General features: G+C 36.4%; 16 protein-coding genes. 2 read left to right on the top strand and 14 right to left on the bottom strand.

The window, feature by feature from the left end; translation table 11 throughout:
* Positions 1-117 precede the first annotated feature (117 nt).
* Positions 118-1,029, top strand: a complete 912-nt coding sequence (locus tag RU87_RS08290) for a phosphodiester glycosidase family protein (RefSeq protein ID WP_068164230.1) — start codon at positions 118-120, stop codon at positions 1,027-1,029.
* A 2-nt stretch (positions 1,030-1,031) separates the two neighbouring features.
* On the top strand, positions 1,032-1,943 hold the full coding sequence (locus RU87_RS08285) for a phosphodiester glycosidase family protein (RefSeq protein WP_068164233.1): 912 nt from the start codon (positions 1,032-1,034) through the stop codon (positions 1,941-1,943).
* A 51-nt stretch (positions 1,944-1,994) separates the two neighbouring features.
* Here RU87_RS08285 and RU87_RS08280 read toward each other — a convergent pair whose 3' ends face one another.
* From RU87_RS08280 to RU87_RS08210, 14 genes are all read right to left on the bottom strand, one after another.
* Positions 1,995-2,927: an LCP family protein gene (locus tag RU87_RS08280; protein WP_068164235.1), complete on the bottom strand. Its 933-nt coding sequence runs from the start codon at positions 2,925-2,927 to the stop codon at positions 1,995-1,997.
* Positions 2,928-2,930: 3 nt separating this feature from the next.
* A complete protein-coding gene (locus RU87_RS08275) occupies positions 2,931-3,263 on the bottom strand; it encodes a rhodanese-like domain-containing protein (RefSeq protein ID WP_231860454.1) in 333 nt (110 codons plus the stop codon).
* Positions 3,264-3,326: 63 nt separating this feature from the next.
* Positions 3,327-4,310, bottom strand: coding sequence for an ROK family glucokinase (locus RU87_RS08270; RefSeq protein ID WP_068164242.1), 984 nt, complete (start codon positions 4,308-4,310; stop codon positions 3,327-3,329).
* Complete coding sequence (locus RU87_RS08265; RefSeq protein ID WP_068164245.1) at positions 4,285-4,515, bottom strand: YqgQ family protein; 231 nt, start codon at positions 4,513-4,515, stop codon at positions 4,285-4,287. The genes RU87_RS08270 and RU87_RS08265 overlap by 26 nt, the downstream gene beginning before the upstream one ends.
* A 130-nt stretch (positions 4,516-4,645) precedes the next feature.
* The gene (locus RU87_RS08260) at positions 4,646-5,107 is read right to left on the bottom strand and encodes a Dps family protein (protein WP_068164249.1); all 462 of its coding nucleotides are present in this window, start codon (positions 5,105-5,107) and stop codon (positions 4,646-4,648) included.
* Positions 5,108-5,973: 866 nt separating this feature from the next.
* Positions 5,974-7,035 (bottom strand): DNA polymerase IV, encoded by a 1,062-nt coding sequence (gene dinB / locus RU87_RS08250; RefSeq protein ID WP_068164251.1) that lies wholly within the window; start codon positions 7,033-7,035, stop codon positions 5,974-5,976.
* Positions 7,036-7,183: 148 nt separating this feature from the next.
* On the bottom strand, positions 7,184-7,993 hold the full coding sequence (locus RU87_RS08245) for a purine-nucleoside phosphorylase (RefSeq protein WP_068164255.1): 810 nt from the start codon (positions 7,991-7,993) through the stop codon (positions 7,184-7,186).
* 1 nt (position 7,994) lies between these two features.
* Positions 7,995-9,206 (bottom strand): phosphopentomutase, encoded by a 1,212-nt coding sequence (locus tag RU87_RS08240; RefSeq protein ID WP_068164258.1) that lies wholly within the window; start codon positions 9,204-9,206, stop codon positions 7,995-7,997.
* A 115-nt stretch (positions 9,207-9,321) separates the two neighbouring features.
* Positions 9,322-11,283, bottom strand: coding sequence for a DNA topoisomerase (ATP-hydrolyzing) subunit B (gyrB, locus tag RU87_RS08235; RefSeq protein ID WP_068164262.1), 1,962 nt, complete (start codon positions 11,281-11,283; stop codon positions 9,322-9,324).
* A gap of 270 nt (positions 11,284-11,553) precedes the next feature.
* On the bottom strand, positions 11,554-12,153 hold the full coding sequence (locus tag RU87_RS08230; RefSeq protein ID WP_068164266.1) for an HAD-IA family hydrolase: 600 nt from the start codon (positions 12,151-12,153) through the stop codon (positions 11,554-11,556).
* Positions 12,150-13,055, bottom strand: coding sequence for a DMT family transporter (locus RU87_RS08225; protein ID WP_068164269.1), 906 nt, complete (start codon positions 13,053-13,055; stop codon positions 12,150-12,152). Before RU87_RS08225 ends, RU87_RS08230 begins: the two co-directional genes overlap by 4 nt.
* Before the next feature lie 31 nt (positions 13,056-13,086).
* Entirely contained in the window at positions 13,087-14,565 is a 1,479-nt protein-coding gene (gene abc-f, locus RU87_RS08220; protein ID WP_068164273.1) for a ribosomal protection-like ABC-F family protein, read from the bottom strand.
* 270 nt (positions 14,566-14,835) lie between these two features.
* On the bottom strand, positions 14,836-15,138 hold the full coding sequence (locus RU87_RS08215) for a PTS sugar transporter subunit IIB (RefSeq protein WP_082782197.1): 303 nt from the start codon (positions 15,136-15,138) through the stop codon (positions 14,836-14,838).
* A gap of 100 nt (positions 15,139-15,238) precedes the next feature.
* Positions 15,239-16,483, bottom strand: a complete 1,245-nt coding sequence (locus RU87_RS08210) for an FtsW/RodA/SpoVE family cell cycle protein (RefSeq protein WP_068164276.1) — start codon at positions 16,481-16,483, stop codon at positions 15,239-15,241.
* Positions 16,484-16,513 lie beyond the last annotated feature (30 nt).

The raw sequence follows: 16,513 nt of genomic DNA, 5'->3' as shown, positions 1-16,513 counted from the left end.
CTTTAACCTATATAATCATGCCTATTTTTCGTCCACCGTGAATACGAATCATACTATCTTAAGATAACGCTCCATTAACTTCTTGACTTAACTACAAAACCTCTTTATAATGAAATAATGAAAAGAAAAAAATCAAAAAAGTTACAACTAAGTTTGATTATTGGTTTCTTAATCATAATTGCTGGCTTAATTTCAGCATTTCTGCTTAATAATCATTCTGATAAAACTAGTAAATCTAACAATTCATCTTCAGAAATAACTTCTCAAGCTCCAGTTAAAGTGGATCCATCTAAAAGTAATGGTGTCATCTCTTCTAGTTCAGTCGTTGCTTCTGATAATACTGAAAAAGTAGAAGATGTTGGAGAATCAGGGTGGATAAAGATTCCCTCTAAAGGATCTGGTGAGAAATTTACGAACCTCTCTAGCGGTAGTCTGACAATCTATAAAGCTCATAACCCACAGGTACTAAAAACTGCAACTGCAACACATCCTAATTTACAAGTGCTATCTCAAGTAATGTCACAATATCCAAGTGCGCTAATTATGAATGCGTCTGGGTTTAATATGCAAAACGGTGCAATTACTGGATTCCAAATTAATAATGGCAAATTGATTACGAATTGGGGAGAAAATAAACGTGCTAATGAAGCATTTGTCATCAACAAAGATGGCAGTATGACAACTTATGATAGTACAACTCCTGCAAGTCAAATTCTTGCTAACGGGGCTGAACAGTCTTATAGTTTTGGTAAAATTTTAATCAAAGATGGTAAAGTCACACCTAATGATGGATCTGTCAACTGGATGATTCACAGTTTTATCGGTAATGATAAAGATAACAATCTTTATCTCATCATCAGTGAGACTAGTGCAGGTTATGAAAATATCATGAAACAGCTTGCTAATCTCAACCTGACAAACTTAGTACTAATGGATGGTGGCGGATCATCACAAATGGGACTTAATAATCAAACAATCGTTGCAAGTCAAGATAATAGACAAGTTGGAGACTTTATCGTACTAAAATAATTATGACAAATAAAAAACAATACAGAAGAAATAACACTTCATCAAAACAAACTAAACAACGTAAATTACCTAAATTAATGATCCTAGCTGTCCTCATCGTGATTGCTTGTATCATTACATTTTTATTCATCAATGCAAAGAAACCTAATCAGAGTACTAAAAATCCGGATAAAACAACTAGCTCAAATGGCGTTGTCGCATCTAAGTCAGTTTCAATTGCACCTGCAGATGTTAAGGAAGAAACTGGTGATTCTAAATGGGTACAAGTCAAGTCTAAACAAAAATTAGATAAATTTACGGATATGTCAGTTCCTGGCGTAACTATCTACCGTGCGAACAACCCTAAAGTATTGAAAACAGCTAATGCACAAATTCCAGGAACATTCATGATGTCTGATATCGTTGCTAAGTATCCTAATTCTTTAATTTTAAATACATCAGGATTTGATATGGCTACTGGACAAATCGTTGGTTTCCAAGTTAACAATGGTAAATTATTTTCTAATTGGTCAAACACAGCCTATGGTAGTGCAGCCTTTGTCATTAATAAAGACGGTTCAGCTAACGGCTATGATCTTAACACGCCTGCTGATACGATACTAAAAAAAGGTGCACAACAGAGTTACGGTTTTGGTAGTATTTTAATCAAAGATGGGACTGTTTTACCTAACGATGGATCAGTTAACTGGATGATCCATTCCTACATTGGTAATGATGCTAATAATAATATTTATCTTATTATCTCTGATACTAGTGTCGGTTATGATGGCACGATGGCAGCTGTTGCAAATCTAAAATTACAAAATTTAGTCGTTTTAGATGGTGGAGGCTCTTCTCAGATGTCCTTAAATGGTCAAACGATCTTTGCTAGTCAAGATGGCCGTCCTGTTGCTGATTTTATCGTGTTACAATAAACGCATAATTGATGTGAGCATANAAAAAAGTTGTCAATTGACAACTTTTTTTTATTCAGACAAAGCTGATTGAATCCGATCATGCGCTTTATTGATTTGTTCTTCAGATAAGATTTTTTGTTCTACATCATCAATTGTTGTTTTCGTTGGTTTTAGATTTTCTTTAGTAATATTTCCTAATACACTATGGTAATTAAGTCCTAATGCCTTAATATTCCCAAATACAAAATCTGTTTTAATATTATCACCAAAAGCAGTAATAAACTTTGGATATTTCAAAACAGTATTAATAGATTTGAGTTTAGGTATGATCGCAATCAGTACAGCTTGCTCTCTATCAATAAGCATCGACTCAGCTTTCTTATCATCATCACCTACCTTAGTTAAGTAGGCTTTGACTTCATCTTCCTTAGTTAATGTCAGTGTACCGGGTTTAAATTCATACCCATTTGAAATGAAATGTGTCTCATTTTGAACTTTTATACCACCCGCTGCAGAGACAAACTCACCAAGACCTGACATATCAAATGTCATATATTTTGGTATATCTGTACCCAGAAGTTTTTGCAAAGCATCAACTTCACCTGCAACTCCTTTTTGCTCATACAACTCTTTTAGGGTAGTCGATTCACTAGTTAAGTATATATCACGATTCAAACTCACAACAGTCGTTTTATTTTGTTTCGGGTTTACCGTTAAGACTAAGATATCATTAACGGATTTACCATTGACACCCAAAAATAAAAAAGAAAATGGTGATTTAGCTTTAAGGCTTGGTAGTGTTGCTTGTGTCGTACGTTTAATCGGTTGATAAGATTTATCGGAAGCTTTTTTAACATCCATATAAGCTTTACCCACCGTTACTCCTGTTATCACTACAAAAAGCAATATAATGAGACCAACTATCTTAAGCACGGTATGCTTTTTCTTGGGTTTAGCTTTTTTTCGTGTCCCGTGTTTATCGTGTCGACTTTTTGATTCCATGCTTTAGGCTCCTTTTTTCACTTTACCACTCCACTCTTTGAATCCCGTTTTAAGGATAAAGATGTTGGTATACCCAGCTTTTTTTAATTTAAGTGCCGCACGTATTGAAAAAATAGGCTTAGCAGTTTCATAAAATAAGATTGGTTTATCTTTACGTATAGCAGAAATACTTTGGTCAAACTGTGAAAAAGGTAAATTTCTAGCACCTAAAATATGGGCCCTACGAAACTCAGCTGCCTCACGCAAGTCAATCAATTGACCACCTGTCAGATGCGTTGTAAATTCAGCTGAATCTACTATTTTTGCTACTGATTTTATACGCATTTTATTAATCATTGGGTAAGCTAATATAACGATAATGATTAGAATTAAAATTAGATTTATGTATGCCCACATGGATTAAGCACCCTCATTTCCAGAAAATTTCAAGGCTAAGCTAGCCGCTCCGATAATACCTGCATCATTGCCAAGTTCAGCAATTTTAATTTTAGTTGAATTTCTGACTTGTGGGAAGGTATAAGTATTAAAATATGACTCAATACGTGATCTCAAAAATTCACCTGCAGCAGATACACCACCACCAATGACAATCGCATCTGGGTTTAGGGTATTCCCTAGATTCCCAGCAGCAAGTCCTAGATATTGACTCACTTGATCAACTACTGTATTAGCAAATACATCACCTGCTTGGGCGCTAACAAAAATATCTTTAGCAGAAATAGCATCGCCATTATCAATAGCTGCTTTTATGTCTGATTGCCCCTCATATTCCTCAGCAAATTTACGAGCTAGACGAACGATACCAGTTGCTGAGGCAACTGTTTCTAAACATCCAGATTTACCACAGGTACACTCAAATGCCGTCTCACTGATATCAACTGTTACATGTCCGATTTCACCTGCAGCTCCTGCTGTACCATGGATGAGATTCCCACTAGCAACAATACCACCACCAACACCTGTACCAAGTGTCATAAATATAACGTCTGGATTGTTTTCACCAGCGCCTACCCAACGTTCGCCCAATGCAGCAACATTAGCATCATTATCGATTGTAAACGGTAAGCCAACACCTGCTTCAATAGCAGCCCCAACTTCTTGTAACGTTTCCCAACCAAGATTATAGGCACCTATAACTGTATTATTTACAATATCAACAGAACCTGGTGATCCCATGCCGATTCCTAGAAATTCTGCTTTATCCAGTTTGTACAACTCAAGACGATGATTGATTGATTGAATAATATCAGGGACAATCATTTTCCCATTACCAATAATATTGGTATCTATCGCCCACTTATCTTGTACTTCTCCTGCTGTGGTTAAAATCCCAAATTTTATTGTTGTGCCACCAAGGTCAATCCCAATTATTTTTTTTGTCATTGGTTACTTTCTCACTTTCAAGTCTATGCTCTCGTCGCAAAATCAAATCTGCTGTAAAATAGTCTTTTTCGTTTGGAATTAATCCTGCATCATACAAGGTCTTTAGTTCCTGTGCCATAAAAAAAATAGCATCTAGTCGGTTACTAAATAGATTGATATAGCCATGCAATTTGAGAAATTCCTGAACATCATATAAAGTTTTCATCCTATCCTAGGATAGCATATTTTGAAAACATTTTCAAACATGTTTTGCTTGTGGATGTAAGGGTTCATGCCTATTATAAGAGCACAAAAAAGCTCATCCGACGGATGAGCTGATTATATTTTTAAACTGATTATAAGCCAGGTGCAACACCTAACTCAGACTCGAGCATCCAAACTGTTTTTTCAATAGAACCTTTTGCACTGGTAAACATATCATTTGTGACTGCATCACCTTCTGCGTCAGTAGCTTCTATACCTTCTTCAAACAACTCTGATAAGTATTTATAAGCTTTCACGACTTCATTAAAACGTTCTTCAATCGTTTTATCCCATGTGGCAACGTCCATCTCAATTTTTGATAACTCATCAAATTCTTTAAGTGTTGAAACAGGAGAGCCACCAATTGTGATCAAACGCTCTGATAAGGCATCTAAATGATTATTTAAGTCAGCCATCAACTCATCCATTTTTGGATGTAGTTTCATAAAACCGGGACCGCGTAAATACCAATGCACTTGGTGCACCAAAGCAGATGCTTTTGATAGATCTGCAACAGATTGATTCAAGACTGCTTTTGTTTTTTCTCTAGACATTTTTCTCTCCTTATTTTCTACTGTAATCAATTCATGATTACCTATATCCCATTATAGGTAATCATGCTTTTTTTAGCAACTATTTAGCTTTTATTACGTATATTTCTATAAGACTTACTAATTAATTTTCTCTAATCCAAAAAAGAGGTATTGTGCTCATGCTTCACTACTTGACTCAAATCGATTTCCCTATCTTTATTAATTTGCTATGTTCAATTTGTCTCGTTTATTTTGATTGCCGCTACCTCTGTTACCCTCTGATGATTTGGGCCATGTTTTTCTTATTGTTGACCTTAACCTTACCTTTTAATGCGCTTGTTTTGAGTTGTTTAGGTATTGCTATCTTAGCAGAGAGATTGCCACTGCATATCGGTAGCGGTGATTGGTTATACTTAAGCCTTCTTGCTTATTCTATCACCTGCTTACAACTCGTATATTGTCTATTTTTTGCAAGCGCTATTGCTCTGGTTTATATGCTGCGTTTATCACCGAAAAAAAGAGAACTACCGTTCATTCCTTTTCTTATGATTGGGTATCTAATCGTATTATTTTTTATCCACCCTTAATTAACAGTATCAGTGTGATCTAGTTCTCTATCATGATTTGTACTAGCATTTTTAGTCTGCTTATGTTTTAAAGAATGGCCTGTATCATACAAAATATGAATATGTCGTCCACGTTCTGTGGCCTCTTTCTGATTATATTAAAGTGAAATTTTGCACATAGAAAAAATACAGAGTATGATTGTTAACTCGATGAGATATATCCGAAAGTCCTTTAAATTGTTTAGCCGTTTCATCTAACAACCCTCCTATAATGATATTGTATCATAAATTAGAATGACTGCAATGAATTTGATTGCTTTTTCATAAACCGGTTGTCGTGATACCTAAAAGTCGAATCCCTTTACCTTGTAAATTAATAGTATTCAATAATTTAATTGCACTTGTTGCGATCGTTTTACTGTCATCTATTTTCTCAACTAAAGATAATCGTTTTGTTAGTGTCGTAAAGTCAGCATACCGTATTTTTAATACAATAATATGTCCTTTTAGCTGCTTATCTTGTAAATTTTGTGCCACTCTCTCTGCAAGTTTTTCAAGTTCAGCTTCTATATCAGCATCTAGATATAGTAATTTGCCATACGTTTTTTCCTTACCGATAGATTTTCTTACACGATTTGGCTTGACAGGGCTATTATGAATCCCATTCGCTTTCAGATATAGTTCCCAACCAAATACACCGAATAAATCCGCTAATAATTGGGGGGACATATTTTGGATATCTTGTCCTGTCTTGATACCTATTTTTTCTAATTTCTCAGCTGTTTTCGTCCCAACACCATAAAATTCACCTATAGATAATTCTGACAAAAAAGCTAACGCTCTTTCAGGTTCAATCAATGTTAAGCCTCTTGGTTTTTCAATATCAGAAGCAATTTTAGCTAAAAATTTATTATAGGATACACCGGCAGAACTTGTTAAGTGTAGCTCGTTAAAGATGTCATGCTGAATGAGTTTAGCAATTTTAACTGCACTCGTTGCGCCTATCTTATTCACTGTCACGTCAAGATAGGCTTCATCTAGTGCCATCCCTTCTACTTCATCTGTATATCGATGAAAAATCTCATGTATTTGATGTGAAATGGCTTTATAATGGTCATAATTCCCAGATATAAAAATCGCTTTAGGACACAACTCATATGCTTCTTTAGCCGACATTGCCGAATGAATACCGTATGTTCGTGCTATATAATTTGCGGTTGAGACGACGCCTCGTCCACCTGTTTCTAGGGGATTTCTTGCAATCACTACAGGTTTTCCGATTAATTCAGGATTATCTCTTTCCTCAATCGATGCAAAAAAAGCATCCATATCGATATGGATAATTTTTCGACTTGTATCATTTATTAATGGAAATGTTAGCATATTCTTATTTTAACACATCGTGTTAGTTAAAACAACTAACACGATGTGCACAAAAAACTACCTAAGACAGTACAGTATCAGGTAGTTCATCTATTTATGAGCGTATTAACATATTTATAGTTGTAATATCACGTCAACAGCTTGCTTATTAAAGCTCAGCTAATACTGATTTTACTAATGTTTTAAATGTTTCTTTAATACGTGTTGTAACTTCAACAACCTCTGCATGATTCAATTCGGCTTGCTTACCTGCTGCATGATTGGTAATGGCAGAAATGCCTAATACACGAAGACCAGAGTGTACAGCAACAATGACCTCGGGAACTGTTGACATACCAACTGCATCTGCACCAACTGTTTCTGCAAATCGAATTTCAGCTGGTGTTTCATAAGTTGGTCCTGTATAGCCCATGTATACGCCATCAGCTAACGTAATACCTGCTTTTTCAGCAACTTCATGCGCTGTTTTTTGATAAGCCACATCATAAGCATGCGTCATATCTGGAAAACGTGGACCGAAAGCGTCCAGATTCTCTCCTATAAGCGGATTTTGTCCTGTAAAATTAATATGATCATTAATTAACATCAACGTTCCTGGACCATGTGTCACACCACCTGCTGCATTGGTTACCACAATACCTGTTGCTTTTAATTCAGCTAAGACACGCACTGGAAACGTCACAACCTCTAATGGATTGCCCTCATAAAAGTGGAATCTACCCTGTAATGCTAGCACTTTTTTCCCTGATAAAGTACCGTAAACAAGTTTACCAGCATGGCCAACCACAGTAGACTGACCCCAGTTTGGAATATCTGAGTAATCAATTAAGATGGCATCTTGAATTTCATCTGCTAATTCGCCTAAACCAGACCCCAAAATCAAGCCAAAATCAACTTCTTTTATCCCTTGCTTGCGTAAAAAAGCAGCAGTTTCTTGAATTTTTTCCATTATTGTCATATTAGTTTAACTCTCCTAAGAATGATTGACCATTTTCTGTTGCATCAACCTCAAAATTTTCTGCTACAGTAGCAGAAATGTCTGCATAGTGACCAACTGGTAACACACCACTACCTTTAAATGATTTGCTATAAGCAAGTAATGGGATATACTCACGTGTATGGTCTGTACCTGGATAAGATGGATCATTACCGTGATCTGCTGTAATCAATAACAAATCATTCTCGTGCATCGCATCAAAAATTGCTGGTAAGCGTGCATCAAATTCATTAATCGCTGTACCATAGCCTTCAATATCACGTCTGTGCCCAAATAAGGCATCAAAATCGACTAAGTTTGTAAATGAGAATCCTTTATCAAACTCAGGTAATTTTAGGGTGCTAATCAGCTTATCTACCCCAGCCATGTTACTTGGGGTATGGCCCATATCATGATTAATCCCAACACCATTAAAGATATCGTTGATTTTACCAACTGAATAAACTGGAATACCTGCATCATCTAGACTATTTAACACAGTATGACCAAAAGGTGATAAGGCATAGTCATGACGTCCAGCAGTTCTTGTAAAATTACCTGGTGTCCCAACATAAGGACGTGCGATAATTCTACCAATCATATAAGGATCGTCTAATGTAATAGAGCGCACATATTCACAAATTTTGTACAATTCTTCAAGTGGAATGATGTCTTCATGAGCAGCAATTTGTAACACAGGATCAGCTGATGTATAAATAATCAACTCACCAGTTTCCATTTGACGAGGTCCAAAATCATCGATAACCGCTGTACCAGAATAAGGGATGTTTGCTTCTCTAATCACTTTACGTCCAGAAAATGCTTCGATTTTTTCAAGTAAATCTTCTGGATAGCCGTTTGGAAAGACTCTAAATGGGACTTGAATGTTTAAGCCCATAATCTCCCAGTGACCTGTCATCGTATCTTTGCCACGTGAAATCTCTTCAAGTTTTGTGACATATCCATCTGTTTTTTCAACTTTGTCAACACCAACAAGTGCTGTCTCTCTTGGAATATGACCTAGACCAATCTTCGCCATATGAGGAACTTCGAGTTTAAAGTTTTCTGCAATGTGACCAAATGTATCTGATTTTGTATCATCAACATCATGGTTAAAAAACTCGTTTGCATCAGGTGCCGCACCAATTCCAACAGAATCCATCACAACTAAGTGAATACGATCAAATTTTGTCATCTTATTTCTCCCTAATCTTGTCATTATGTATAATACTTGTACGCGTTTGTTTTTTGTATTGATGATTAGTATTAGTACCCAGGCTAAAAATTAAGCCTACTAAGGTTAATGATTACTAAATATCAATTGTTGAATACTGTGCGTTTGCTTCAATAAATTCACGGCGTGGCTCTACACGATCACCCATCAACATATCAAATACTTGATCTGCCTCAGCTGCTGTGTCTGTCGTCACTTGCGCCATCGTCCGATGCTCAGGATCCATCGTCGTCTCCCATAGCTGATGGTCATCCATTTCACCAAGTCCTTTATAGCGCTGAACAATAGGTTTTCTGTTCCCTACAGTCATCTCTGCGATAGCTTGTTGAAGCTCTGTTTCTTGATCGACACCTGGCTGGATATAAGTAATCTTATCGCCTAATTTAACCCCATAAATTGGTGGCTGAGCGATATAGACGTATCCTGCTTCGACAACTGGGCGCATATAACGATAAAACAAAGTAAGTAGTAACGTTCTAATGTGTGCGCCATCAACATCGGCATCAGTCATGATCACTAACTTTTGATAGCGTGCTTTACTGACATCGAAATCTGCACCAAATCCTGTGCCCATAGCCGTAAAAATTGATCGGATTTCTTCATTAGCAAGGATTTTTTCCATGCTAGCTTTTTCTACGTTTAGAATCTTACCGCGAATTGGTAAAATCGCTTGAAATTCTCTATTTCTACCGGATTTTGCAGAGCCACCGGCAGAATCTCCCTCGACGATAAAAATCTCAGTCTGACTCGGATCATTAGAGGCACAGTCTGCTAACTTACCTGGTAAGTTAGAGATTTCAAGTCCAGATTTTTTACGCGTTACTTCACGCGCACGTTTTGCAGCAATTCGTGCCTTGCTAGCCAGAATACCTTTTTCTACAATACGTTTAGCAACTTGAGGATTTTCTAATAAAAATGTAGAAAATTCTTCACTAAATAATTTATTAACAATACCAGAAACTTCTGAGTTACCTAACTTCGTTTTTGTTTGACCTTCAAACTGAGGATTAGGGTGCTTAACAGAGATAACAGCTGTCAACCCTTCACGCACATCATCTCCTGTTAAGTTTTCTTCATTTTCTTTAAGGAGTTTCTTCCCTTTAGCATAGTTGTTAATCACACGTGTTAAGGCTGTTCTAAAGCCCTGTTCATGCGTGCCACCTTCATGCGTACTAATATTATTCGCAAACGATAAGACAGTTGAGTGGTAATCTCCTGTATACTGCATAGATACTTCAACCGCGATACCATCTAATTCACCCTCTGTAAAAATAGCTGAATCAAATAAAACGGTTTTTTTATCGTTCAGATATTCCACATAAGACTTGATACCACCTTCGTAATGATAATGTGCTTCATTATCTTCATTAGCGCGTTTATCTGTGATTGAAATACGTAAGCCTCGATTTAAAAATGCTAATTCTTGGACACGTTTAGCTAATTTTTCAAATTGAAATTCAGTCGTTTCAGTAAAGATAGTTGGGTCAGGTGTAAAATGAACAGTCGTCCCGTGTTTGTCAGTATCACCGATCATCTTAAGATCGTCAACAACAACACCACGACGATATTCTTGATAATAAGCTTTACCTTGTTTAAATACTGTCACATCAAGTTGTGTAGATAGGGCGTTAACAACTGATGACCCCACACCATGCAGGCCACCTGACACTTTATAGCCGCCGCCGCCGAACTTACCACCAGCATGTAGGACTGTAAATACTGTTTCAACAGCTGGTCTTCCGGTTTTTTCTTGGATATCTACTGGAATACCGCGACCATCATCCATGACAGTAATTGAATTATCAGATTCAATGAACACCTCGATATGTGTTGCAAATCCTGCTAATGCTTCATCAATAGAATTATCAACAATTTCCCAAACGAGATGGTGTAAGCCTTCTGATGAAGTCGAGCCGATATACATCCCCGGACGCATTCTAACGGCTTCTAGTCCTTCCAACACTTGAATTTGACTTGCGTCATATTCTGCTGCCTGTTCTTGTTTATCTGATAATGCTTGTAATTCTTCTGCTGTCAACTATGGCCTCTTTCAAAGATAAGCAATCTACTTTTAACATCACATCATCCTACAGTCACACGACTTAGCGGTGTAACTGATCACTTACTAATCGCCGTTTCACCTCACTTAGTTACGGCTATTTAGTAAGTTTTTGATGCACTCAATCAGTGTTTATAAGATTGATTTTATACGGATTGCGTCTATAACATACTACTTCTATTATACTATAAACCACATAAAAAAACACCTATCAACTTATTGAGCTTAGATAGGTGTTTGTGATGTCAGTTATAAGTTTAGTATATCGCTCAACCTATTGATATTATGCGTTGCATTAACGTCTAGCTGATCAGCAGAATGAAAATAAATGGTATCAATATTAGCCTGTTTACCAGCCAGTATATCTATTTCCCGATCTCCTATCATCACTGCTTGTTTGAGTTGATATTTATTGATCAGGTAGTTGATCGAGTCAGGGCTTGGTTTTCTAGCAAATCCATTATTAGCTGTCACAACTTCTGTGAAATAGCGAGAAATCCCAGCAGCTTCCAAGATATCTATGACATGATCATCACGATGAGAAATCATAAAGTTTCTATTGCCAGATTTGACAATTGCCGCCAAAACCTCACCAGCTCCTGCAAATAAGACTGGATGTTTTAAATCTTGAACTTCTCTTTTTTTATACAAGTCTTTAAAGTGAGGCAACTCAGATGCAAATTGATCGATAGCCACTTCTGTTGAAATCCTCAAAGCATTATAAATATCATCAAACGATGCTGTGATGCCAAATTCATGCATTAGAACATGTTGGAACGCTTTAGCAGATGTTTGATAATTATCTAGTAAAGTACCACCTAAATCCCAGATATAATCTGTGTAACTCATAATTTCCCTTCTTCTATTGAAAGTACGCTGACACTTGTCAAAACGACAAGCATGGATAGGCCTGTCAAGAAGTCAAATGGCAGGTCAAATAAAAAAATACTAAATACTGCTGCTAAGATTGGTTCCATTGCAGCACAGACTTCTGCGACGACTGGTGAAATATATTTGATTGCGGTCATATTAAGCATGAAAGCTATTGCTGTTCCAATCACAGCAACGCCTAATGCCAAAATAAAACTTTTAGGCGTTAACTTGAAGTCAATTACCCAGACAGGATGTACAACATTCATGATCACTCCTGCTATCAACATACCCCAGCCTGTCACATTCATCACATCATAAGTCTGCAGTAAGCGTTTGGGAATTAATGAGCAAGTTACGACAGATATTGCCGAAAGAAAGCCTAAGCCTAGACTCATAGGTGTCAATGTCATCGATGTGATATTGCCATGCGTTGTGAGAAAAAATATCCCCAAAATCGTGAGTAACACAAAGCTTATCAGCTTAACAGTTAATTTTTTATTCCTAAACACAGCCAAATAGATCAATAAAAAAACAGGTGAGGTAAACTGTAAGACTGTTGCTGTGGCAGCATTAGATGTCTGTATACAAGCATAAAATGACAGTTGCAACATCAAGATACCAACTATTGCATAGGCAAATAGCTCAAGGTAGTTCTTTTTATTTTTGAGAATGTCAAAAAATTGATGCGGTTTATGACAATATGAAATAGCCAATAAGATCACACCAGCTACTAATAAGCGAAATGACGTTATCCACAAGGCATTATCTGCAAATTCTTGAAAAAACAATTGGCCAAATATCCCAGAAAAAGCCCAGAAAACACCCGCTAATATCGCGTATATCGTCCCTTTTAATACGTTGGATTTAATGTTTTTCATTCTTATAGTGTAACATAAATTTATCTATTTTTTATTTGTTTTCTTGGTTTTTAGTGGGCTCAAGAATAATGATGTCATCGGCCACCTCGCTAATAAAACGTGCATCATGTTCAACTACAAGCATCGTAGGCTTAATTGATTTAAGTAACGTCACAAGTTGATGTTGATTATCAATATCCAAATAATTAAGTGGTTCATCCCATATATAGACTGTTGCTGATTCTGATAAGGATTTAGCTAGTGCTACTTTTTTTTGTTGTCCTAATGACATTTCCTCAATATTCTGTTGAAAGACATGTCTTTCAACACCGAGTTTCCTTAAATTATTTAAGAACTCAGTATAATCTAGTTGATATTTTTCACTAAAAGCGTATAAATCTCCTTGATTATCATCATCTATTTGGGACAGATAAGAAACTTTTAAACCTTTGTTTATGGCAAGCTGATACATATAGGTCAATAATAAAGACTTACCGATACCATTTTCACCAGTAATCGCAATCACTTCTCCTCGATTTAGCTGGATGTTGATTGGGTTAAAAAACGTACGATCGAAACGATTCAGCTGAATGTCTGCTTCATCTATTACCGTATGATGGTGTGTAGGTGTATAGCACATCGTCAATGGATCAACTTTTTCTATGTTTTTGAGTAATTTGGCTTTCTCTTTGATGTCTTTATCCATGCGCTGACTTAAACCTTTGGCTTTTTTCATTTGCCTTGCTGCCCTTGCCCCAATAAACCCTTTATCTAAGACACTCCCACTACCCTTTGCTTTTGGGTTTCCGGACTTTTCTTTTTCACGATCCTGAGACCAATCTGCTTTAGCTTTCGCTGATTTTTTCAAGCGACTAATTTCTGATTTTAGTTTTGAATTTTGTGACCACTCAAACGCATCACGTCTTTTTTTATCTGCTTCATAACCAGAATAAGTCGTCGTAAGTAGTTGAATATCATTTCTTTCAATCGCAAGTAGATGATCACCCACATCTTCCAAAAATTGACGATCGTGGCTAGTCACAATATAGCCTGATTTTTGCTGCTTTAAATAATTGGCGATTTGTTTGCGACTCGCTATATCTAAGTGATTTGTCGGCTCATCAATCAAAGGAAAATAAGCATCATTTAAAAATAACCCGATCAATAATACTTTTGTTTGTTCACCGCCTGACAAAGTATCGAACGGTTGCCATAAAATAGTCTCTGACAAGCCTAGTACAGTCATTTCTCTTTTTATTTCCCACGCTTTAGCCTCATACAACTCATCTAAAATGTATTGAGTAAGTTGTGTTTTATCATTAATTTTTTGAGGAAAATATCTAAATAATTGGTCTGACCAAATCTGACCAGATCCTTTTAGCTCCCCCGACAAGAGCTTCATGAGCGTTGTTTTTCCTCGACCATTTTTCCCGACTAAGACCATCTTCCAACTACTATCAAGTGTCGCTGACAACTGATCAAAAATAAGCTTGTCAGCATAGCCGAATGTTAAATTTTTTAATGTAATCAAAAAAGCACCTCCTGCTTACTTAAGCAAAATTGTGCTTTAAAAACCCTAATTCCCAAACTCAAAATTGACGGTAGTCAATCAACGTACCGCAAAACGATGGGTTAAATTTAGGTGAAAAAGTCTGCACAAAAAAGCTTAAGAAAAAAATCGTTAATTTTTCTTTCACTTAATGCGCAATGGACCTCACCTTTTTGAGTAAATGACTCATACTTTCTTTTTTTCTTCATTCTAGCAAAAGAAAAACACTTTTTCAAGTGTTTTAGGTTTAGCTTAATTTAACAATTCCAAAGCGAGATCGAGCCCTTTATCACCTTGCATCAGACCATACATTTGCATCGGAATATCTTTAACAGGTGTATCAGGGAATTTACCAGCCACTTCACTAACCATATAACGTGCTTGTGGCCCAATCAAAATAACATCCGCTTTAGGTCCTTCTGTATCCACTTCAGCAAGACCATAAGCTTTTATTTCAAAGTCTAACCCACGCGCTTCAGCTTCTTTTTGCATTTTTTGAGCAAAAAGTGATGTTGACATCCCTGCAGAACAAAATAAATTAACGATTGTTGTCATGATAAATACCCTCTCATTTACAATTATTGTAAACGCTTTCTCTATAGATTCTATTATATATAAAAAATACCACTTTGCAAAGTGGTATTTACCAATTTCATCATAATACACCTTTATCTGTTCTATAACGCCTTGTGCCAATTTCTGGATTTCTGTTTAATTTTCCAGAGATAATTGGCGTATCAGGTATATGATTATACTTCATAGATAAGACTAGACCGACACCAATTAAGTTACCAATCAAGGAGCTTCCGCCTTGAGAAATAAAAGGAAGTGGGATACCTGTTAAAGGTAGAACGCCAATATTGGCTCCGATATTTTCAAAAACGTGAAACAAAATCATCATGATAATACCAGTTGACACATAAATATAAAACTGATTATTAGCTTTAATCGTCACTCGAATCATTCTATAAATCAACATGAAATAAAGTAAGATGACAAATGCTGAGCCAATAAAACCAAAATTCTCACCGATAACTGTAAAAATCATATCGGACTCACGAACTGGCACACTGACATTAGCAACATTAAATCCTTTGCCAAATAACCCACCAGTACCGATGGCAACTAAGCCTTGTGCCTGTTGATAAGTCGAGCCTTGTGCATTTTTAAAGGGATCACGCCAGGCATCAATCCTTAATATCTGATAGTTATCCATCCCTACGGTTCTTAGGAAATCACGTCCTGCATCAAAAGTTGTTAGGTAAATAATCCCGCCACCGACTATAGTCACAAAGGCAACAACTGGTAAAATGATTCGCCATGAAATGCCTGATACAATAACGATGCCCCCAAAAATGGCCATAAAGACAAGTGCTGTACCGAAATCTTTTTGTGCCCCTAACAAGATCATAACAGGTAGTGTCACTAAAAACATATAGATGATCAGTAAAAAATCATCTTTCAGTACTCTATTTTTGAGTTTGTTTTGGAAGCCTACAACGACATGGGCCATCATCAAGATATAGGAAATTTTCATAAACTCTGATGGTTGAAACAGATTTGACCCACCAAAATATACCCAGTTTTTAGCACCTGTTAAAGCGACAGTCGTCGGATCATAAAATTTCAAAGGAAGTAGCATCAAAATAATACCTAAACCATAAAGAAAAGGTGTCAATTTCCAAAGCACTTTTGTATTAAAGTGCATGACAATAAACGCCAAAATGATTCCTGCCACACACCATGTTGCTTGCTGGGTCATCACCTTACCCAATCGCTCAGGATAATCATGATTCGTTGCAATATATAATACAAGTAATCCAATCATACTTAACAGAAAAGCGGGCAATATTAATGTATAATCAATTCGACTATCAAATGTTAATTTTTGTTTTTTCATTATGTCTATTATACCGTTTTGAATTGAAAA

Origin of the sequence: Pseudolactococcus plantarum (genome assembly GCF_002441715.1) — a bacterium.
GTDB lineage: Bacteria > Bacillota > Bacilli > Lactobacillales > Streptococcaceae > Pseudolactococcus > Pseudolactococcus plantarum.
Note: the sequence above shows the minus strand (reverse complement) of the source record. Positions and strands in the feature narration are given on the sequence as shown.